Below are 21363 nucleotides of genomic sequence, written 5' to 3'. Positions count from 1 at the left end.
TGTCATAGAGAAAGGTTAAGCATACAAAAAGGTGCGCCGCAGCGCACCTTTTTAAGCTTAATAAATAACCCGAACAGGTTGCGTCAAGCCGTTAATTTACTTGTACTTACGCATAACCAGAGTGGCATTGGTACCACCAAAACCGAAACTGTTCGACATCACCGTGGTCAATTCCATCGGCTTCATTTCAGTAATGATGTTCATTCCTTCCGCACCAGGATCAAGGTTTTCGACATTGATCGACGGCGCAACGAAGCCATGCTCAAGCATCAGCAAGGAGTAAATTGCTTCATGTACCCCAGCCGCACCTAAGGAATGGCCGGTCATTGCTTTAGTGGCGCTGATCATTGGTGTTTGCTCAGGAAACACTTCACGAATGGCCTCCAGCTCCTTGGTGTCGCCAACAGGTGTGCTGGTGCCATGGGTATTAAGATAATCCACTGGTGTGTCGACCGTTGACATTGCCATTTGCATGCAACGCACCGCACCTTCACCCGATGGTGCGACCATGTCGTAACCGTCGGAAGTTGCACCGTAGCCAACAATCTCAGCGTAAATTTTTGCGCCGCGAGCCAATGCAGTTTCAAGTTCTTCGATCACGACAATACCGCCGCCGCCAGCAGGTACAAAACCGTCGCGGTCAGTATCGTAAGTACGCGATGCTTTAGTTGGATCATCGTTATACTTGGTGCTCAACGCCCCCATGGCATCAAACTCCATGCCCAGGGTCCAGTGCAGCTCTTCGCCGCCACCGGCAAACACGCGGTCTTGTTTGCCCAACTGAATGAGCTCTACCGCGTGACCAATACAATGGGCAGAGGTCGCACAAGCTGAACTAATTGAGTAGTTCACGCCCTTAATTTTAAATGGCGTTGCCAAACAGGCAGAGGTGGTAGAAGCCATACAGCGTGGAACCATGTAGGGGCCTACTCGCTTCACACCTTTTTCCCGCAATGTATCAGCAGCAGCAACCTGATGCTCGCCCGAGGCGCCACCAGAACCGACAACCAGACCGGTGCGATGATTGGAAACTTCCGATTCCTCCAAGCCGGCGTCTTCGACGGCCTGGGCCATAGCCATGTAGGCGTAAGCCGCAGAGTCACCCATGAAACGCAACGCTTTGCGATCAATGTGATCCTGTGGATTTGCGCGAACCGGTCCCCAGACCTGACAGCGCAAGCCCATATCGGCAAATTCTTGAGAATATTCAATACCTGAACGCCCTGCTTTCAGAGATTCAAGTACTTCCTTTTGGTTCACGCCGATACTCGACACGATGCCGATACCGGTTATCACTGCTCTTCTCATTCTAGTTTCCTGTCTTGCTGAGCGCACGTGTATGGTAGCTTAATTCAGTAAAAAAGTGGTCTGCTTTCCGCAATTCTAAGCAAATATTGTTACACTATTGCCTATTCACAATCACTCAAACTCGAGATTGTCCGGTGTCAGCCCCTACTCACGCGCAAGTTACGTTTAATGAATTCGGTTTGCCGGTAGCTACCGCTTTCGGTGATATCTACTTTAACAATGAAAACGGCCTTGCCGAAACTAATTACGTCTTCCTTCAGCATAATGATCTCCCGGCGCGCTGGCAAACTGATTACGTTCGACCTTTTGTCATTGCCGAGAGCGGCTTCGGCACAGGTCTGAACCTGCTGGCGTGCTGGCAGTTGCTGCTCGAGCAGGCGCCAGCCGAACTTAAACTGCATTTTATTTCATTCGAAAAGTATCCCTTGCGCCCCGACGATCTGCGGCGCGCGCTCGCCGCATTTCCTCAGTTAAGCGATCTCGCAGCAGAGTTACTTGCCGTGTATCCCCCGGCAGAACCGGGTTGCCATAGGCGTATTCTCGCTCAGGGGCGGATTGTACTTGACCTCTGGGTTGGCGCTATCGACGAGCAAATTGCTGCCTGGCTACCCCATTCCGAACAGCAGGTTGACGCCTGGTTTCTTGACGGTTTTGCGCCCGACAAAAACCCGGATATGTGGCAACCCGAATTGTACGAGGCGATGGTACAAAGTGCAGCGCCTGGCGCCACCTTTGCTACTTTTACTGCCGCTGGCAAAGTACGCCGCGGACTACTGCAGGCCGGCGTTAACGTGCAAAAAGCTAAAGGTTTCGGTGTTAAGCGCGAAATGCTGTTTGGAGAACTTCGTGGCGCGATAGCACCACATGCTCCTGTAACAAACAATGTAAAACAGGTCACCATCATTGGTGGCGGCATCGCCGCGGCATGCCTGGCTCATGAGCTCAGCGGCGCGGGTGTAAGCACTGAAATTATCAGCTGCGGCGTCGCCGATGCGGCCTCAGGCAATCCCCAGGGTGCCGTCTATCCCTTGCTACACGCCGAGCGCAGCCCTCTGGCTGAATACTTTAGTCTGGCGTTTGGCTACGCTACCCACTTTTACCAGCACTACACAACCAATCACTGGCATGCCACCGGCGTGGTACAGCTGGCGTACACTGAGGCGCGCCAGCAGCGCTATGAAAAAATCGCCAGCGCCCGAACCAATGGCGGTCCCGGTTATGATCCGGCCATGGTGCAGTTCCGCAGTACTGCTGCCACCCAACAACTTTGGCAGGAATTGCCAGCGTATCCGGCGTTACACTACCCGACGGGCGGCTGGCTTGCGCCTGCAGCTGTGGTCACACAACTTTTTCAAGGGCATAAGGTGAAGCCATCGGCCACACTAACCCGTGTCAGTCGATCGCCGGAGGACGGCTCTTCATGGCAACTGGAATTTGCTGATGGTCAGCTGCTTGAGCGCGATACGGTTATCCTTGCCTGCGGAGCTGGCCTGAAACAGCTGTTACACCCCTTTGGCTTGCAGTTACAGAACGTCCGCGGCCAGGTCACTCAGGTTGAAGCCAGTGCGGTATCCGCACAATGTCCGCTAGTGGTCTGCTACAAGGGATATTTTACCCCGGTAAGTCAGGGTCGGCATTGCGTAGGGGCAACCTATGACCGCGATAGCGAGGACTTAACGCTTCGCCCTGCCGATCAACAGGAAAATCTTGGCAACTTAATCGATAATCTGGCCCCCGTCAGCTGGCCAAAACAGCTTCGCCCCTGTGCTGATCGCGCCGCAATTCGCAATACCACAAAAGATCATCTGCCCGTCGTCGGGGAGCTGAAACCAGGGCTTTGGCTACTTGGCGGGCTGGGCTCGCGCGGTTTTACCGCGGCGCCGCTTGCTGCCAGTGCACTCACTGCGGCATTAGTGCAGCGGCCGTTGCCACTCCCTGCACAGCTGTGGCAACGCTTACAACCGCAACGGTTGTGTAACCGTTAAGCGGCAGCTACTTCGAGCTTTTTTACCATCGCCGCAATGTGTTGTTGGTCCGCCGGACTTAACTCATGCTTGGTTTCATCAAGAGCAGCCCTTAAACTCGGCAAGACTGCTGCTGGCTCAGCTTTTTCCTGCAGCTCTAGCTGTGCTACCACCAAATCGAAATGGCCACGAAGGTACCCACTCGCAAACAATTCATCGTCGTCACCGTCTTGCACGGCTTGATCAAATACTTGCTCTAACTGTTGAATGAAATGATCAAAGTTATCCTGTTGCACGTTCTACCTCACTGCGCTGCACTGTTTTGTAGCAATTTGACTTGCAAATAGCGCGGCAGAATACCACAAAACCCTGGCTTTCTGGTACACTCAAACCACGATTTATGCCATGCCACGCGACGAGGTGAAAGTTAGCGACATGACGGACAAAATAGGCCTGTTTTACGGTTCCACTACCTGTTACACAGAAATTGCTGCGGAGAAAATTCAAGCGCAATTTCCCGCCGGTCGGGTTGAACTCTTTAACATCAAAGATGTGCCGCTAAGCGAAGCTGAGCAATTTGACACCTTAATCTTTGGCTTATCGACCTGGGATTTTGGTGAGATCCAGGAAGACTGGGAAAGCCGCTGGGACGAAATCAGCCAGCTTAACTTGCAGGGTAAAGTGGTTGCGCTGTTTGGCATGGGCGATCAGGTGGGCTACACCGATTGGTTCCAGGATGCGCTGGGCATGCTGCATGATGAACTTGCCGCCTGTGGGAGCACACGCATCGGCTTCTGGCCCAATCAGGGCTACGATTTTGCCGCGTCGAAAGCTCTCACCGCTGATGGCGAATTTTTTGTCGGGCTGGCACTCGATGAGGACAGTCAATACGAATTAAGTGACGAACGCATTGAGCAATGGGTGGCACAGCTACAGCAGGAGATCGCTGAGGTTAGTTAAGCTTACAGACCTAAGCGTTGCCGCCAGACTGCGCACCGCTCTGTCGCATCGCCCGCCGAATGCCGGTGGGCAGCTGAATGGCCCCAGACAGGACCCGGCCAGGCAGGATCACCTGACTCGCGCAAAACTAAATGTACATGCAGTTGTGACACCACATTTCCCAATGCGCCGACATTTAGTTTTGCTGTTGGCCGCCATTCCTTAAGACTGTGACTGGTCTGTTGAATTTCCAGCGCAAGTTGCTGCTGTTCAGCATTAGACAAATCCAGAAATTCCACCAGCCCGGGTCTGCGCGGCACCAGCACTAACCAGTCATAACGGGTATCGTCAAACAACAACACCTCACACAACCCGAACGCACCTAGTCGCAAACAATCGTGCGCTAACCGCTCATCGAGTACGAACAGGTTACTTTCATCCTTAGGTTTGTTATAACGCATGCATGACTCATTTAAGTTTCTGTAAAAGGATACCCTCATGAAAAAGCTCATGTTGGCACTCATGTTCTCAATTATCAGCTGCTGTGCGTTAGTCGCACAGGCTGGAACAATGCCTTCAATCAACGATTATACCGCGGACATGGAAGCGCACAACGGCTTCTTTACTTTCTATCATGATCGCGACAGCGGTCAGTACTACCTTAAGATTCCGCGCGCCGAACAGCAGTTCATTTTCCAGACCAGTTTACCTTGGGGATTAGGCTCCAATGACATTGGCCTCGATCGCGGCCAACTGGGAAGTACCAGCCTGGCCAGCTTTGCGATTGAGGGCAATAAAGCATTACTGACCCATCACAACACCTATTTCCGGGCCAACTCTGAGAATATCGCTGAACGCGCCAGCATTAACGAAGCCTTTGCCGATTCAGTGATTGCCGGCTTTACCGTTGTGGCCGCAGACACAGACGCTGTCATTGTCGACTACACACCCTTCTTATTAAGTGATACGCACGGCGTGGTGGAGCGTTTAGCACAAACCAAGCAGGGCAGCTATAAAGTCGCGAGTGACCGCAGCGTGGTCTATCCACAGCGCAGTAAAGCATTTCCGGATAATACTGAACTCGAAGGTAAAGTCACCTTTAGCGGCAACGGCGAAGGACGTTATGTACGCCAGGTTGCGCCGGATGCCGATCACTTGACCCTGCACTTACATCATTCCTTTATTCGTCTGCCGGACAGCAATTACGCGACGCGCGATTTCCATCCGCAAAGTGGTTTCTGGGCGGAAGAGCACCGTGATTATGCTGCTCCTTTAGGCGAGTCGATGGCGGTAAAATACATTCCTCGTCATCGTCTGGAACAAGGTGAAACCATCACCTATTACCTTGATCCTGGAGTGCCGGAACCGGTCCGCAGCGCACTGCTTGAAGGCGCACGCTGGTGGCAGGACGCCTTTGCTGCGGCAGGCCATCCTGACGGTTACGCAGTAAAAGAACTGCCGGCTGACGCTGACCCTATGGACATCCGTTATAACGTGATTCAGTGGGTTCATCGGGCCACCCGTGGCTGGTCCTATGGCTCATCGGTAATTGATCCTCGCACCGGTGAAATTCTTAAAGGCCACGTAACCTTAGGCTCATTGCGTGTCCGCCAGGATATGCTTATTGCTCAGAGCCTGCTGGCTCCCTATGCAGAAGATCTCAGCGCCGAACAGCAGCAACAGCTTGAAGCGGACATTGAAGCCATGGCACTGGCGCGCATTCGTCAGTTATCGGCTCATGAAGTTGGCCACACGCTGGGTATCGCGCACAACTTTGCCGCCAGCAGCTATGATCGTGCGTCTGTCATGGACTACCCACACCCGCTGATTAGTATCGCTACGGATACCGGTAAACTCACTCTTGCCGACGCGTATGCTGAAGGCATTGGCCTGTGGGACAAGCAGGTTGTGAAATACGGTTACGGTGAAGGCGGTGAAGCGCTCGAGCGAATCGTGCGCGAGAATCGGGAACTTGGGCTGACCTTTATCTCCGATGCGGACGCTCGTCCGGTGGGCGGCGCTCACCCTGATGCGCATTTGTGGGATAACGGCAGTGATCCTGTGACCGAACTGGAGCGCGTGCTTGCCGTGCGCGCAACAGCGCTGGAACAGTTTGGCCTGGCAAATCTTCAGGCCGGCCTGCCGGTAAGTGATTTGCGTGCGATTCTGGTGCCGACCTATCTGTTACATCGTTATCAGACCGAAGCCGCAGTAAAAATGCTGGCTGGCGTGCACTATAACTATGCAGTTAAGGGGGATCGTGGGGTACAACAACGGCCCGTCAATGCCACTCAGCAACGCCGTGCACTGCAGGTACTGGCACAGACTTTCGATGCCGGCCGTTTAGCACTGCCCGCCAGTGTGCGTGACGTTCTGTTGCCCTTCGCCTACGGCAGTTCGGCTACACGGGAAAACTTCACCGGTAAAACCGGTTTGATTCCGGACCCGGACACCATGGCGGCCAGCGCAGCCCGTTTTAGTCTGCAACTGGTGTTGCACCCGGAGCGGCTTGAACGTCTAGCCCAGCAGCATCAGCACAACACTGATCTGCCTGACGTGCAGGCCGTACTTGATGAAATCGCTACGACCGCCATTGCGCCAGCGCGCACGGGGGTAGCCACCACTGTTGCTGAACGAGTGGCATTCGAAGCTTTAACGGCAGTCGCCGAATTGTACTTACAGCCATTAAGCCCAGTGCTTAAAGGTCGCGTTTTACATTTCCTGCAAGCAGAACAGCAGGCCTGGCAGGATGCTCCGGCGAGTGCAGCAAGAAGTCTGGCACTGAATGCCATCGAACAACTGCTAGAGGAAGGCGAATGGCCATTACAAGGTGCTCCGGCATTGCCTCCGGGCTCACCGATTTAATCCGCTTAACTGGTTTGACGGACATAAAAAAACAGCGCCAAGGCGCTGTTTTTTTTGTGTCTTTAATTGCTGATTAATCTAAGTCAGCAAAGAACGAATCTGCCAACCAGCGCGGACGTTCCGCATCATTCGCGATGGTTTTACCAATCTCATAGTTGATGTTGGTAAACACTACACCGGCTTCATAATTGATGGGTAAGCTCGGCTGGTCACTTGGACGGTGGTAGTGCTCAGCAAAGAATTGCCCCCAAATCTCGCCGCCATTTTCATCTTCCCCTTTGGCGGTAAAACCGGTCATCAGAAATACTGCCGGTACACCTTTTTTCACGAAAGGATAATGATCTGAGCGCGTGAAAATAGCCTGTTCAGGCATAGGATCTTCGCTAAGTTCAATACCATACTGACCCGCGGCTTCGGCAACAGATTCACCCAGAGTTGAGTGCGTTGAGCCAAAGGCAATAACGTCGGCAAAGTCATACAGTAACACCGGCATGTCCAGATTAACGTTCGCCACGATCTGTTGCAGAGGTACGGTTGGGAAATGCGCAAAATAGTCGGCGCCCAATAAACCACGCTCTTCCGCAGTTACTGACAGGAAAATAATCGAACGTTTCGGTGGCTCTTCAGCTTCAACAAACATACGCGCAGTTTCCAGCAGTACGCTGACACCGCTGGCGTTATCCATGGCACCATTGTTGATATGGTCGTCCTGACTTAAATCCTGAGTCATACCGATGTGGTCAGAATGCGCCGTATAGAGCACGTATTCATTTTTCAGTTCCGGATCGCTACCAGGCAGAATTGCCGCGACATTCGGACTGCTGATCTCTTCGTGCTCAGAGGCTCGCGTCATGGTGACAGACACACCCAGTTCAAAAGGCTTCGGCTGCTCTTCTTTTTCCAGTTGCGCAAAAATTTCGTCAAGGCTAATGGCAGCATTGGCAAATAAAGGTTCCGCTGCCTGGTAGTCAATATAGGCACCACCGACAATGTTCTTGTAAGCAACATTTGGCTCACCCTCAGGACTTAACCAGGTGACGCTCGGTGCGCGCTGGTACATGGCACTGACTTTAAACGGGCGAACTTCTTCACGTGCTGGGGTGTGTAAGGTAATCACACCGACCGCGCCACGTTCTGCCGCGAATCGTGTCTTGCTGCTATTGAGGTGGGCACCCTCTTCACTCGGCAATTCCGCGGGACGACCGCTCAACATCATGACCACCTTGCCATCGACATCGACATTTGCATAGTCATTCAGACCAAACTCTTCCGAGACCAGTCCGTAGCCAACAAAAACCACCGGCGCTGTGACTTCACTCTGTTCAGCGTATGCGCTTGGGCCGGTCAGGAACTCTTTCCCAAATTCCAGCTCAACCTGTTCACTGCCAGTATCAACAACAAAGCTGGCACTGCCCTCTTTTAAGCTGCTACGGCGAAATTTAATCCGTTGATAATAGGTACCGTCATCACCTGCAGGTTGCAGGCCCAGAGCCTTAAATTTCGCCGCAATATACTGGGCGGCAATTTCATGGCCACGGCTACCCGTATCACGCCCTTCTAACGCATCGCTGGCAAGAAATTCCAGATGAGCCTGCAAGTTCTTTGCGTCGGCGCTCACCGCAGCATGAGCGGGCGGCACAGCTTGATCGGCACAGGCAAACAAGCCCGTCGACAGCAGTGCTGCTGCCACTAAAGTACGAATTCGCATAATTCTTCCTGTTTCTACGGTCTAAAAATTCGATTCTAACCAAGCGACAGGCCAGAAACGAGGGAATGTTGCAAAGCTTTGTAATGGATTGTTTCAAAATACTTGAAATCAAGCCTGACTGTTATATTATAACATTACAATCAGATACGGTAATGCCAGCTTTCAGGAGACCCCATGTTGAAGTACAGTCCATTAGCTTTAATTCTTGCGCAAGTGCTTGCGGCGCCCGCCGCAGCAGATGAGCAGGAGCAGGCACATCAGCACGAAGATACCGAAGTCATTGTCATTAATGCCGCTCCGCTAACGCGGACTGAGCTTAACTCAGCTCAGCCAATTTCAGTGCTAAGTGGCGATGAATTGCGCGAAAAACAAGCTCACACACTCGGTGAGACGCTGGCTAAAGAACCAGGCATTAACGCCACCCATTTTGCCCGTGTCGCTTCAAGTCCGATTATTCGCGGTCTCGATGGACCACGGGTGAAGATCACCCAAAACGGACTTGATACTGCTGACGTATCACGGGGCAGCCCGGACCATGCAGTCACTACCGAAACCTCGGTTGCTCAGCAGGTTGAGATCCTGCGTGGTCCGGCGACCTTGCTGTACGGTAGTGGCGCGATCGGTGGCGTTGTGAATGTGGTCGATGAGCGCATCGCTCAGGACTATGTCGGCGGCACCCGAGGCTTCTTTGGCGGAAATCTTGCAAGCGTTGACGATTTACGTGATTTCAGTGCCGGGGTAAGTACCGATGTCGGTTCTACGGTATGGCACCTCGACGGCTTCACTCGCCGCAGTGATGATTATCAGGTGCCGACCTTCACCAATGAAGACGGCGAACAGGTCTCCAGCATTGAGAACTCTTTTGTCGATGCAGCCGGCGGTACGCTTGGTGCCAGCTACCTGTTTGATAACGGATTCGCTGGCTTGTCCTACTCACGGTTAGAACAAAGTTACGGTATCCCGGGCCATCATCATGAGGAACATGGGGATGAGCATGAAGAAGAGCCTGGCCATGAAGACGAGCACGGCGACGAGGCAGAAGTTTTACCTTACGCAGATCTTGAACAAGATCGTGTGCAGCTCCATGCCGGCCTTACCAATCCTTTTAACGGCATCGAGAAGCTCGAAGTTCGTTACGGCTACACCGATTACCAACACCAGGAAATCGAAGGTGATACGCCTTCCACCACCTTTACCAATAAGCAGCATGAGTTACGCGTGACTGCTAACCATCATTTGACTGGTGACTGGTACGGTGCCATTGGGTATCACGGTTTCAGTCAGAAACAAAGCGCCTTCGGTGAAGAAGCTTACACGCCACCAAGTGAAACCGATCGCCACGGTTTTTTCTGGCTTGCTGAAACACAAAAGGAAGGTCTGAACTGGCAAACGGGCATTCGTTACGAGAGGGTATCCATTGACGCACCAACGCTCACGCTAGGTACGCCAAGTTACGATTTTGAACCTTTCTCAGCGTCGTTTGGCCTGAACTTCCAATGGCGTCCTGAGGTGCGACTGAATGCCAACTTCAGCCACGCCCAACGCGCCCCCTCAGCGAATGAACTCTTCGCTAACGGTGCTCACCTGGCAACACAGACGTACGAAATTGGTCTGGGTTACAGCGTGCATGAAGAAGCAGAACACGTGTATGCCATTGAAGCCTCTGAACGACGCCCACTTTTAGAGAAATCGAACAGCCTTGATTTAGGTGCGCATATTGAGTCAGGTGATAATCACTTACATATCAACCTGTTTGCCAACCGCATTGATAATTACGTCTATGAGTCCTTTACCGCGCTCAATAGCGTCGACCTGGTGATTGAAGACGATCATGACCATGAGCCTGATCACGGCCCTGAAGAGGAGATCGGACATGAACCTGAAGCTGAGCATGACCACGAAGAAGGACTTCCGGTTATTCAGTATACTCAGCGCGATGTATTGCTGTTCGGCTATGAGATCAGTGGACGTTGGCAGTTAGACGAACAGTGGCGCCTGGACGCATTTAGCGACTATACCCGGGCTTACACCACTGATGAGCAGGATAATTTACCGCGCTTACCTGCACAACGTATTGGTGCTGACGTCACCTATAACCAAGGCAACTGGGAAACTCAGGTGGGTTATATCTGGTACAGCCAACAGTCGCGCACTGCAGCTTACGAATCCGCGACACCGAGCTATGGCTTGTTGAATGCCCAGTTCAACTGGTTCCCGCAGGCCGGTGCCGATTATAATTTGAGTATTTATCTGAAAGGCGAAAACCTGACCGATAAATTAGGTTATGTCCATACGTCCTTCCTGAAAGAAACCGCCCCGGTTGCGGGTCGTAATTTCAGTATTGGGCTACGCGGCGAATTCTAGCGCATTCGTTGTACGATCTACCGCAGTGAAGAGTAGCTCGCAGCCTGCTTTGATACACTAGTAACGTTTGAAGTTTAACGATTACAAGGGAAGCAGGCATGCGAGCGTTCGCGGTAAGTATTCTATTAAGTCTATTGGTGACCGCCGACGTCGCCGCCCAGGGCACCGCCAGCAACGAAAGTTTCGGCCACGCACAACTCTCCATTGAGCGGATATTTTCTGCACCAAATCTGACTACCACAGCTCCGGCTAATCTCCAGTTTGCCCCGGGTGGTCAGCGTATTGCCTACTTGCGTGCCAGCGCCAGCAATCCCGAAATTAATGACCTTTGGATCTACGATGTGCGCCAGCAGCAGCACCGTGTTCTCGTTGCCGCAACACAGCTGGTTGAGGATCCAACGGCTATGACTGCAACGGAACGCGCCCGCCGTGAACGCATGCGCATTCGTAACAGCGGCATTGTCGATTACCAGTGGTCTCCAGACGGTTCCCAGTTGCTTATCCCCATTGCTGGTCAGCTGCATCTGGTTTCATTACCAGAAAACCCTGACGCACAACCAGAAGTTCAGACTTTAGTCAGTGCCACCACCAAAGCGAGCGACGCGCGCTTCTCGCCACAAGGTCAGTTCGTCAGCTTTGTTGAGGATGGGGCCTTATTCTTCGTCGAGTTGGCCAGCGGTGAACTGCATCAGGTTACTCCGGACGGGAGCGCGACCCTGAGTTATGCGAGTGCAGAATTTGTCGCGCAGGAAGAGATGAAGCGCATGACCGGTTACTGGTGGAGCCCTGATGAGGCAACCATCGCCGTCACCCGTGTGGACAACAGCGCTGTCGCCATGCATGCCCGGACCGACGTCTATGCCGACCGCACAGAACTGGTGCAACAACGTTATCCCTTTACCGGAACCGCCAATGCCACTGTTGATTTGGGCTTGTACCAGCGTACCAGCGACAGTATCCACTGGCTGAACTTACCTGAGCGCCATCGCGAAGGCTATCTGGCGCGAGTCAAATGGTTACCGGATAGTTCACAGCTTAGCTACCAGTGGCAGACACGTAACCAACAACAGCTGACGCTCTATCTCCAGCCCCGCAACACTGATGATGAAGCCACAGCAGTACTCAGCGAAATCAGTAACAGCTGGATCAACCTCCATGACGACCTGGTTTTTTTAGAAGATTCCCGGCATTTCATCTGGGCCTCAGAACGCAGTGGTTACAAGCATCTGTATTTATATCGCACCGACGGCAGCCTGATACGGCAACTCACCAGTGGCGACTGGCCGGTCGATAGTATTAGCGCAGTCGATGATACCACCGGATTCGTTTATTTTACCGGCCGTAAAACAACCCCGCTGGAGCGTCATCTGTACCGCGCCAGCATGACCACCTCAAGCCCGAATCAACCGACTCAGCTGAGTCAGCGGTCTGGCATGCATAGCATCACCTTTGCCGGTGATCAGCGCAGCTATATCGATAGTTTTTCCAGCAGTACCCAGCCGCCGCAAGTCAGCTTGCACGGTCCAACGGGTGAGCGCATTGTCTGGTTACATCAGAATCTCATCGACGAAAAGCATCCTTTGGCAAGCTATCTGGCGAACTGGTCCTACCCAGAGTTTGGCGAATTACGCGCGGCAGATGACCAACGTCTCTACTACCAGCTGACTAAGCCACCGCGGATGGTCGATAATCAGTCCTACCCTGTTATCGTAATGGTCTACGGTGGCCCCCGGGCGCAACGGGTCACCAACAGCTGGGGCGATTATTTCAGCCAATACCTTGCGCAACACGGCTTTGTGGTTTTTCAACTGGATAACCGGGGCAGCGGCAATCGGGGGAAAGCTTTTGAGCAGGTGATCCATCGTAAGCTGGCCCAAGTCGAAGTTGCTGACCAACTGCAGGGCGCCAAATTTTTACAATCCCTGCCCTACATTAATGACGAACGTATCGGCGTATTTGGTCACAGTTATGGGGGCTACATGGCGTTACATTTGGTTTTGCGCCATCCTGAGGTCTTTAGTGCAGCCGTCGCCGGAGCACCTGTGACCGACTGGCGCTTGTACGATACCCATTACACCGAGCGTTATCTGGGCACACCGCAGGATAACCCGGAAGGTTATGAAGCTGCCGATGTGTTGACCTATGCTGACCAGCTCACCCAGCCTTTGCTGATCTATCATGGCATGGCCGACGACAATGTCCTGTACACACATACGGCAAAGCTCTCGTACGCACTGCAGCAAGCGACGCTGCCATTTGAGCTGATGGCCTATCCAGGCAAACAACATGGTTTGCGTGGACGGGAAACATCAATTCACCGCTATCAGCTGATTGCAGACTTTTTTGCGCGCCACCTGCAATAAGATATACTGGGCGCATCAACTTGATTCACGGAGTGATTTTATGATGCGCTTTCTTTCACGGCGATTAGTTATGCCGAACGACCTCAACTTTGCCGGTTCACTCTTTGGCGGCCGTATTCTCGAATGGATCGATGAAGAAGCCTATATTTTTGCTGCCTGTCAGCTCGATGCCAAAAGCCTCGTCACTAAACATATTGGCGCCATTAGTTTTGAAACTTCGGCGTATCAGGGCGATGTGGTCGAGTTTGGCCTTGGCGTGAAGCAGGTAGGTCGCAGTTCTGTCACCCTGACCTGCGTGGTTCGCAATAAACAAACCAAGCAAAATATCTGTGTTGCTGATGACATTGTCTTTGTCCATATTGATCCGGCAAGTCGACAACCCCAGCCGCATGGGAAAACTAAAGAAGAACTTGAGTCGATAAAAATAGAAACGCCGGAATAATCCGGCGTTTTAATTCAATTGCGTGGTGTGCTTAACGGCTACTTATGTAGGTAGGCACCCGCAAAACAGGTTACCGGTGCGCCACTTGGCTTGCCGTGCTGCCAGTCACCGCCTTCAACGCCACTACCCGCGATGTCAACATGCACATAAGGGATCGGATGGTCACTGTCGTTACCATGGACGTCAAGCCCTGCAGCGATGGTTAAAAATGCCATCGGGAACTGGTGACCGCGCTTGGTCGTGGCCGATGGTCCATTGTTACTGGACAACACATCATCTGACTTCGTGCGCGGCGCAACAAAAGCAAAGTCCTCACGACGCGACCAGCTTACCTCGGTCGGATCACCATAGACTTCGCCCGCTTCCCAAAGTCGATCAGGTAGGCCTTGCGCCCGTGCCGGACCATTTGGCACTAACGCACTATAAGGCCCTTTCGCCAGCGCCGCATGGCCAGTCAGGGTTGCCACACTAAATAATTGTGGACGTGGATAATTCCCAGCCTGTACCCGCAGGTGCGACAGCAAATCAGCCAGTACCAAACGGCCTTCAGCGTCGGTATTACCGATACGGACCCGCACCCCACTATGGGCTTTAATAATTTCATCCGCTACAAAGGCATCGCCACCAATACTATTGCGGACTACACCAAGCTCAGCGACCACACTCACTGTTTCGGGACGCATTTCTGCTACGGTTTTCATGAATCCGGCAACACCCGCGGCACCACCTTTGTCACGACTCATGCCCGCCATATGGCCACCGGTTTTTAAATCCGCACCACCGGTATCATAAACAATCCCCTTGCCGGCAAACATCAATGTCTGCTCCGCTGCTGGCGCGGTGTACTCAAGTCGTACAACACACGGCCAATGACGCTCAACTTCAAGGGAGGCGCGTCCTACCGCCATCAACAACGGGTATTCATGTTGCAGCTGCTGAACATCATCAATCACCGTAACTTTTACCGGTGTATGAGCAAAGGCTTGCTGACAATATTCGGCAAAGCGTGCTGGTGCCATCCGCTCAGGCTCGGTACCGCAAAGGTCACGCGCGACACGTTTACCAGATTCAACCGCAGCCAGCCAGCTGCTATCCAGGGTTCCCACCACACCTACATTGGTAATGGTTTCAATACTTTCTTCACCGAGGGCTTCGCGCGCTTCAAGGGGTTCATAAAGTGCCTGACACAAGCCCCAGTAAGCCACCGCTTCGGCCTGCCCGTAGCGTCCGTCATCCTGCGTACCAAACACCACCAGTAAAGGCTTACGCACGCCCGCTTGCTGCGCGATTCGGGCACCAGCGCCAGCAGCGTCCGAGATGTTTCGTACATCATCATAATCGCGCATTAACGGCCCAGTCGGCGCAGTAATTAGGCGTCCACCAAACACATCGGCGGGCACCAGTAATGGCTGTTTACCTACGCGTTGGTCGAACTGTTGGGCACGACTGACAAAATCAGCAAATTCCGCAGGCACCGCCTGCGCATAATCACCCACTAAGATCACTGCATCATACTCCTGATGTGCAGCACTGTAACTTTCAACTACTTCAACTGTTGGAAATGCCATAGCTATCCTCGTTGTTGTCAAATTAGATGCGGCGCCAGCGTGTTCCCTGGGGCGTATCTTCAAGTTCTATTCCTAGTGCAATTAATTCGTCGCGGGCTGCATCCGCGGCAGCCCAATCTTTATTTGCCCGCGCGCTATTGCGCTTCTCAATCAGTACTTCTACCGCTGCGTTATCAGCTTCTGTGCCACTGGCGCCACTTTGTAGAAATGTTTCTGGCGGTTGTTGTAATAAGCCAAGAATGCCACCTAATTGCTTAAGTATTGCAGCAAACTGCGCGGCGCGCTCAGGACTTTCGGCACGATGCGTTTCACGGGCCAGGTCAAAGAGCACCGGCAAGGCTTCAGGAACATTAAAATCATCATCCATTGCCTGCTCAAAACGCTCCACATAAGGCTTGGCCAGCTCGGCATCGACCTCGGTAGTAGTTACATCGCGCAGCGCCGTGTACAAACGCTCTAGTCCCGCACGTGCCTGATCAAGGTTATCGGTTGAGTAATTCAGTTGCGACCGATAATGGCTTGAAACTAAAAAGTAACGCACAGTTTCGGCATCGTACTCTGCCAACACATCACGAATGGTAAAAAAGTTACCAAGGGATTTGGACATTTTTACAGCGTCCACCTGTACCATGCCACTGTGCATCCAAAAGTTCACATAATCAGTGTTGTTGGCGCAGCAGCTTTGTGCAACCTCATTTTCGTGATGGGGAAAAATCAGATCGGAACCGCCGCCATGAATATCAAAGTGGGCGCCAAGATGACGTTTGTTCATCGCCGAACATTCGATATGCCAACCGGGGCGGCCCTCGCCCCAGGGTGACGCCCAGCTCGGTTCACCTGCTTTGGCCCGTTTCCACAACACAAAATCGAGAGGATCGCTTTTGTTTTCTGCTACGTCGACGCGCGAGCCCGCTTGCAGTTGTTCCAGATTCTGCTTACTTAAACGGCCATAGTTATCGAAACTACTGACATCGAATAACACATCACCATCGTCCGCCACGTAAGCATGACCGCTACCAATCAGGGTTTCGATCATGGTAATGATGTCACCCATATGGCCGGTGACCGTGGGCTCTACATCTGGGCGCAGTAAATTTAACGCATCGAAATCGTCATGCATCGCCTGCGTATAGCGTTCAGTCACTGCGGCAATGGCTTCATTGTTTTCATTGGCGCGGCGAATAATCTTGTCATCAACATCAGTGATATTACGCACATACGTGACCTTGTAACCTTTGGCCCGCAGGTAACGTACCACCACATCAAAGGCAACATAGGTTCGTGCATGACCAATATGACAGTAGTCGTAAATCGTCACGCCACATACATAGAGTTTCACCTCGCCTGGGGTGATCGGTTTAAAAACGTCTTTACTACGGCGTAACGTATCAAAAATGGTCAACATGCAATTCACGACTCCAAACTGAGATTCTTAAGCTGGTTATGATAACGCATGGTGTAGCCTTCTCACAAACAGTGCTAAACTATTGGCAGTTTTAATTCATATCTAATCTAACAGCCTGAAAATGGAGTGAGCCCATGCAAGTTACTTTGCACACGAATCATGGTGCGATTACCCTGGAATTGTATCCGGAACAAGCCCCGAAAACCGTCGAAAACTTTTTGCGTTATGTGCGCGAAGGCTTTTACAGCGGAACCTTATTTCACCGTGTGATCAAAGGATTCATGATTCAAGGCGGAGGTTTCAATGATGAGATGGTGCAAAAAACCCCGCATGAAGCGATCGAAAATGAAGCCGACAACGGCCTAAAGAACAAAAAAGGTACCGTTGCTATGGCGCGTACTCAGGATCCACACTCAGCGACAAGTCAGTTTTTTATCAACCTCGCAGATAATGAATTTCTGAACTTCAAAAACGAGAGTATGGGTGGCTGGGGCTACTGTGTGTTCGGTGAAGTTGTAGAAGGTATGGACGTGGTTGAAGAGATTGGTCAGGTGTATACCACCCAGGCAGGTTTCCATCAGGACGTACCAAAAGACGACGTTATCATCGAGAAAGCCACGGTCGACGGCGAATAAGTCGAGCCATGGCAACCTGGTTCATCGCTGATTTACATTTGAGCCCCGCCCGGCCCGATATCGCGCATTTGTTTTTTGATTTTTTGCGCGATTCTGCCCGCGGCGCAGATCGCCTGTTTATTCTTGGTGATCTGTTCGATGCCTGGATTGGTGATGATGATACCAGTGTTTTTGCGGCGCAAGTCCAACAGGAGTTGCGCCGTTTTACCGATCACGGTATTCCAACGTATTTCATTGCCGGCAATCGCGACTTTCTGATCGGTGAGCGTTTTGCGCGAGCCACCGGCATGCAATTACTTGATGACCCCACCGTCATCGATTTATATGGTACGCCGACCTTGTTATTGCATGGTGATCTATTGTGCAGTGACGATCACAGCTATCAGCGCTTTCGCCATTGGATTCGTAAGCCCTGGCTAACCCGACTACTGCTGGGTTTACCCTTGTCACTGCGGATGAAAATTGCGACGAAGTTGCGCCAGTCCAGCAAAACCCAACAACCACTCAGCGAAGCTGAACTGGCAATTATGGATGCTAACGCAGCTACCGTGGTTGACTATTTTTCCCGCTACGATGTGCAGCAAATGATTCATGGCCATACCCATCGCCCTGCAACGCATCACCATCAGCTGCCGTCCGGCCAGACAGCAACACGTATCGTACTCGGCGACTGGTATACCCAGGGCAGTATGTTAAAAGTGACCGCGCAAAGCTTTGAACTTACCCAGCAACCGTTACCTGAGGGCGCCCACTATGAAACTTAAAATCACTATCGGCAGAGCTGATTAACTCAGCTTCCAGCGCGCCAAAAACTGCAATACGATCGCTGATATCCTCCTCGGCAATACTTTCCGCTAACACCAGATAGTCCTGGTAATGGCGTGCTTCTGAGCGCAGCAGGGAGATATAAAACTCTCCTATGTCGCTGGGCAGATGGGGCGCCAGCCTGGCAAACCGTTCACAGGAGCGCGCTTCAATATAAGCACCACAGATCAGCTTATCGACCAGCGTCGCGGGCTCATGAGTTCGAACCTGTCGCAACAGCTCTTTAGCATAACGACTTGAATGGATTTGCTGGTACTCGATACCATGCTTTTCAGCAACCTCAAGAACCTGATAAAAATGATGTAACTCTTCCTTTATGAGTTGCACCATCTTGTCGACCAGCGCCTGGCTATAAGGCGTGTCATGGCGCGGCGTGAGCGATCGTTTTAAACCTTTTTGCCGACCCAGCACCTGCCAGTCACCTTCCCGGCGGTAGGTAAAGGCTTCATAAGGCGCTAACCACTGCAGCAGGGCATCGCCACTGGCACTATCAACGGCATAACGACGCAATAATAGCATTGCGCTTTGTGCGGCTTTCAGCTCGCATACCAGGTGGTCACGCAGCAATACCGGCAGGTTTTCTGGCTTTTTCGCCTCATCCAGCCAGGCGTCAGGTGTTTCGCACTGAAGAAATTGCCGAATCGGCACCAGAAGTTGTTCGATAGCTGCTAGATTCATGAAAACAACCGATATTTGCAGAGGATGGACTGACGGATCGAGTCGCTAGTGTACTAATAATTTGCCAAAGTTGTCACTGAAAAAGCCTTGACTCTGCTGAAAATCCGACCAATATAGATGATAAGTCGACGATAAAATCGACGTACAAAAATAATAATAAATTTTACAAAACAACGAGAAGTAGAGGTTCACCATGATTTTGAATCACATTTGGGGACTGTACGCACACCCACGAGAAGAGTGGAAAAGCATTGATCAACGCCATGAGAGCATGACATTTGCATTAAGCCACATTCTCATTATCGCGTTAATCCCGTGTGCCGCAGCTTATTATGCGTCGGCTGAACTAGGCTGGAGCATCGGTGCACGTGAGGCTACCTATTTAACCCCAAGCAGCGCGCTGACACTATCTGTTGCCATGTATCTCGGTATCATTATTGCCGCTTTTGCGCTGGCGTATCTGATCCACTGGATGGCAAAAACCTTTGGTGCCGCACCAACATTTACCCAATCAATGGAGCTTGCCGCCTACACCGCAACACCAGCAATTATGTCTGGCGTGGCTGCGCTGTATCCGGAATTATGGTTTGTAACCATGGCTTTTCTTGCGGGCGTCGCCTATTCGGTCTACCTGCTTTACTCCGGAGTGCCAATCTTGATGCATATTCCGGAAGAGCGTGGCTTTATCTATGCCAGTTCTGTGGTTACCGCTGGCTTGATTATGCTGGTAGTGCTTATGGTCACCTCCGCAATGGTCTGGACCAACGGCTTCGGGCCCCAATACATGTAATAGATTTAGCTAAAAGAAAAGCTGGCTCAGGCCAGCTTTTTTTGTGCGCTTAACTCGTTCTGAAACTATTTATCCGTCATATTCTTGTCCCGCTTTATCGCAAGTTTATAGGGTTTTAGGACGGCTTATGGGTAGAATAGTAAAATCATTTCTAAATTTCTGATAGTCTGTGCCAGATTAAACTATTCAACGACAGGTAAATGTATGCGTGATAATAAGAAAAAACTAAATCTAACAACACGTATCGTAATTGGTATGTTCGCGGGTATTGCTGTTGGCTTCCTGCTTAAACTCTTGTTTCCCGACAGCATTTTAGTGGAGGGCTACCTCACCAAAGGCTTATTCCATGTCGTCGGACAAATCTTCATTAGCTCACTACAAATGCTGGTGGTGCCACTGGTGTTCGTATCCCTGGTAGTGGGTACCTGCTCCATTAGCGATCCGAGTAAGTTGGGCCGCCTTGGTGGTAAAGCCGTCGGCTTATACATGGTCACGACTGCCATCGCGATTACCTTCGCTATTTTTGCCGCAGTGCTTATTCAACCTGGCGCAGGCGTTGAGTTGCAATCCGACGCGACCTTCGAACCAAGTCAGGCACCATCATTAGCGCAAGTCATCATCGACCTGTTTCCGACCAACCCGTTCTCCGCTATGGCCAACGGCAACATGCTGCAAATTATCGTATTTGCGCTGCTGTTCGGTATCTCAATGGCACTGGTCGGTGGTAAGTCTGGCGATCGACTGAAAACCTTTTTTGACGACTTTAACGAAATCATCATGAAACTGGTCATCATCCTGATGAACCTTGCCCCTTATGGTGTATTCGCCCTGATGGCCAAACTCTTCAGTGAAACTGAATTCGAGACCATTTTCAGCCTTGGTAAGTACTTCTTACTGGTGTTCTTCGTCCTCATATTGCATGGCGTTATCACCTACTCACTCATCCTGAAAGGTTTAACTGGCTTGAGCCCATGGACCTTCCTGAAGAAAATGCGTGAAGTTCAAATCTTTGGTTTCAGTACTTCCAGTAGCAACGCAACCATTCCTGTGACTCTTGAAACCGTAACCAAGCGCCTCGGTGTCAGCAATAGCATCGGTTCCTTTACCGTGCCTCTGGGAGCGACCATCAATATGGATGGTACGGCTATCATGCAGGGTGTGGCAACAGTGTTCATCGCTCAGGTTTATCTGGTTGATTTGACCCTTGCCGACTATGTCATGGTGGTCCTGACCGCGACCCTGGCGAGTGTAGGTACAGCTGGTGTACCTGGCGTGGGACTTATCATGCTCGCTATGGTACTTGGCCAGGTAGGCCTTCCGGTAGAGGGTATCGGCCTGATTATTGGTGTCGACCGCTTGCTGGATATGACCCGGACCTCTGTCAACGTGACCGGTGACGCCATGGTGAGCTTAATTGTCGCCAAAAGCGAAGGTGAGCTGGATGAGAAAGTCTTCAACGATGCCGAAGCTGATCTAAAAGAACGCGACGTTTCCGAGCAACTCTGACAA

At 51.8% G+C, this 21363-nt stretch carries 17 protein-coding genes; 10 read left to right on the top strand and 7 right to left on the bottom strand.

Translation table 11 applies throughout. The features are described from left to right. Nucleotides 1–96: 96 nt before the first annotated feature. The gene (fabB, locus tag CWI69_RS01085) at nt 97–1308 is read right to left on the bottom strand and encodes a beta-ketoacyl-ACP synthase I (protein WP_126761105.1); all 1212 of its coding nucleotides are present in this window, start codon (nt 1306–1308) and stop codon (nt 97–99) included. 134 nt (nt 1309–1442) lie between these two features. Here fabB and mnmC point away from each other — a divergent pair, with 134 nt between their 5' ends. Continuing rightward, entirely contained in the window at nt 1443–3293 is a 1851-nt protein-coding gene (mnmC, locus tag CWI69_RS01080; RefSeq protein WP_157984226.1) for a bifunctional tRNA (5-methylaminomethyl-2-thiouridine)(34)-methyltransferase MnmC2/FAD-dependent 5-carboxymethylaminomethyl-2-thiouridine(34) oxidoreductase MnmC1, read from the top strand. On the opposite strand, the gene CWI69_RS01075 is transcribed toward mnmC, so the two are convergent. Continuing rightward, entirely contained in the window at nt 3290–3568 is a 279-nt protein-coding gene (locus CWI69_RS01075; protein WP_126761101.1) for a YfcL family protein, read from the bottom strand. The genes mnmC and CWI69_RS01075 overlap by 4 nt on opposite strands. Before the next feature lie 109 nt (nt 3569–3677). Between CWI69_RS01075 and fldB the strand changes: the two genes are divergently transcribed. Next, a complete protein-coding gene (gene fldB / locus CWI69_RS01070; protein WP_241971010.1) occupies nt 3678–4232 on the top strand; it encodes a flavodoxin FldB in 555 nt (184 codons plus the stop codon). Between the two features lie 2 nt (nt 4233–4234). Here fldB and CWI69_RS01065 read toward each other — a convergent pair whose 3' ends face one another. Then, nucleotides 4235–4672 (bottom strand): HIT domain-containing protein, encoded by a 438-nt coding sequence (locus CWI69_RS01065; RefSeq protein WP_126761099.1) that lies wholly within the window; start codon nt 4670–4672, stop codon nt 4235–4237. A 37-nt stretch (nt 4673–4709) separates the two neighbouring features. Between CWI69_RS01065 and CWI69_RS01060 the strand changes: the two genes are divergently transcribed. Continuing rightward, on the top strand, nt 4710–7076 hold the full coding sequence (locus CWI69_RS01060) for a zinc-dependent metalloprotease (protein WP_126761097.1): 2367 nt from the start codon (nt 4710–4712) through the stop codon (nt 7074–7076). Between the two features lie 73 nt (nt 7077–7149). Here CWI69_RS01060 and CWI69_RS01055 read toward each other — a convergent pair whose 3' ends face one another. Further along, on the bottom strand, nt 7150–8784 hold the full coding sequence (locus CWI69_RS01055; RefSeq protein ID WP_126761096.1) for a M28 family metallopeptidase: 1635 nt from the start codon (nt 8782–8784) through the stop codon (nt 7150–7152). Nucleotides 8785–8958: 174 nt separating this feature from the next. On the opposite strand from CWI69_RS01055, the gene CWI69_RS01050 reads away from it, so the two are divergent. The 3 genes from CWI69_RS01050 to CWI69_RS01040 all read left to right on the top strand — a co-directional run bounded on the left by CWI69_RS01050 (nt 8959) and on the right by CWI69_RS01040 (nt 13953). Beyond that, a complete protein-coding gene (locus CWI69_RS01050) occupies nt 8959–11148 on the top strand; it encodes a TonB-dependent receptor (RefSeq protein ID WP_126761094.1) in 2190 nt (729 codons plus the stop codon). Nucleotides 11149–11246: 98 nt separating this feature from the next. Then, nucleotides 11247–13511 (top strand): S9 family peptidase, encoded by a 2265-nt coding sequence (locus tag CWI69_RS01045; protein ID WP_126761092.1) that lies wholly within the window; start codon nt 11247–11249, stop codon nt 13509–13511. 43 nt (nt 13512–13554) lie between these two features. Then, nucleotides 13555–13953, top strand: coding sequence for an acyl-CoA thioesterase (locus tag CWI69_RS01040; protein WP_126762780.1), 399 nt, complete (start codon nt 13555–13557; stop codon nt 13951–13953). Between the two features lie 38 nt (nt 13954–13991). Here the strand turns inward: CWI69_RS01040 and CWI69_RS01035 are convergent, their stop codons facing one another. Further along, nucleotides 13992–15521, bottom strand: a complete 1530-nt coding sequence (locus CWI69_RS01035) for a M17 family metallopeptidase (protein ID WP_126761090.1) — start codon at nt 15519–15521, stop codon at nt 13992–13994. 22 nt (nt 15522–15543) lie between these two features. Then, the gene (gene cysS, locus CWI69_RS01030) at nt 15544–16926 is read right to left on the bottom strand and encodes a cysteine--tRNA ligase (protein WP_126761088.1); all 1383 of its coding nucleotides are present in this window, start codon (nt 16924–16926) and stop codon (nt 15544–15546) included. Nucleotides 16927–17060: 134 nt separating this feature from the next. On the opposite strand from cysS, the gene CWI69_RS01025 reads away from it, so the two are divergent. Together CWI69_RS01025 and lpxH are read left to right on the top strand one after the other, a co-directional pair. Then, a complete protein-coding gene (locus CWI69_RS01025) occupies nt 17061–17561 on the top strand; it encodes a peptidylprolyl isomerase (protein WP_126761086.1) in 501 nt (166 codons plus the stop codon). Between the two features lie 8 nt (nt 17562–17569). Then, the gene (gene lpxH, locus CWI69_RS01020) at nt 17570–18325 is read left to right on the top strand and encodes a UDP-2,3-diacylglucosamine diphosphatase (protein ID WP_126761085.1); all 756 of its coding nucleotides are present in this window, start codon (nt 17570–17572) and stop codon (nt 18323–18325) included. Here lpxH and miaE read toward each other — a convergent pair. Beyond that, complete coding sequence (miaE, locus tag CWI69_RS01015; protein WP_126761083.1) at nt 18282–19064, bottom strand: tRNA isopentenyl-2-thiomethyl-A-37 hydroxylase MiaE; 783 nt, start codon at nt 19062–19064, stop codon at nt 18282–18284. The two genes, lpxH and miaE, sit on opposite strands and share 44 nt — an antisense overlap. 193 nt (nt 19065–19257) lie before the next feature. Here miaE and CWI69_RS01010 point away from each other — a divergent pair, with 193 nt between their 5' ends. Beyond that, the gene (locus CWI69_RS01010; protein ID WP_126761081.1) at nt 19258–19854 is read left to right on the top strand and encodes a Yip1 family protein; all 597 of its coding nucleotides are present in this window, start codon (nt 19258–19260) and stop codon (nt 19852–19854) included. Between the two features lie 204 nt (nt 19855–20058). Next, nucleotides 20059–21360: a dicarboxylate/amino acid:cation symporter gene (locus CWI69_RS01005; RefSeq protein WP_126761079.1), complete on the top strand. Its 1302-nt coding sequence runs from the start codon at nt 20059–20061 to the stop codon at nt 21358–21360. The last annotated feature ends 3 nt before the right edge of the window (nt 21361–21363 follow it).

Origin of the sequence: Pseudidiomarina halophila (assembly GCF_003987215.1) — a bacterium.
GTDB classification, from domain to species: Bacteria; Pseudomonadota; Gammaproteobacteria; order Enterobacterales; family Alteromonadaceae; genus Pseudidiomarina; species Pseudidiomarina halophila.
The sequence above is the reverse complement of the archived record's forward strand: the minus strand, read 5'-3'. Positions and strand labels throughout refer to the sequence as shown.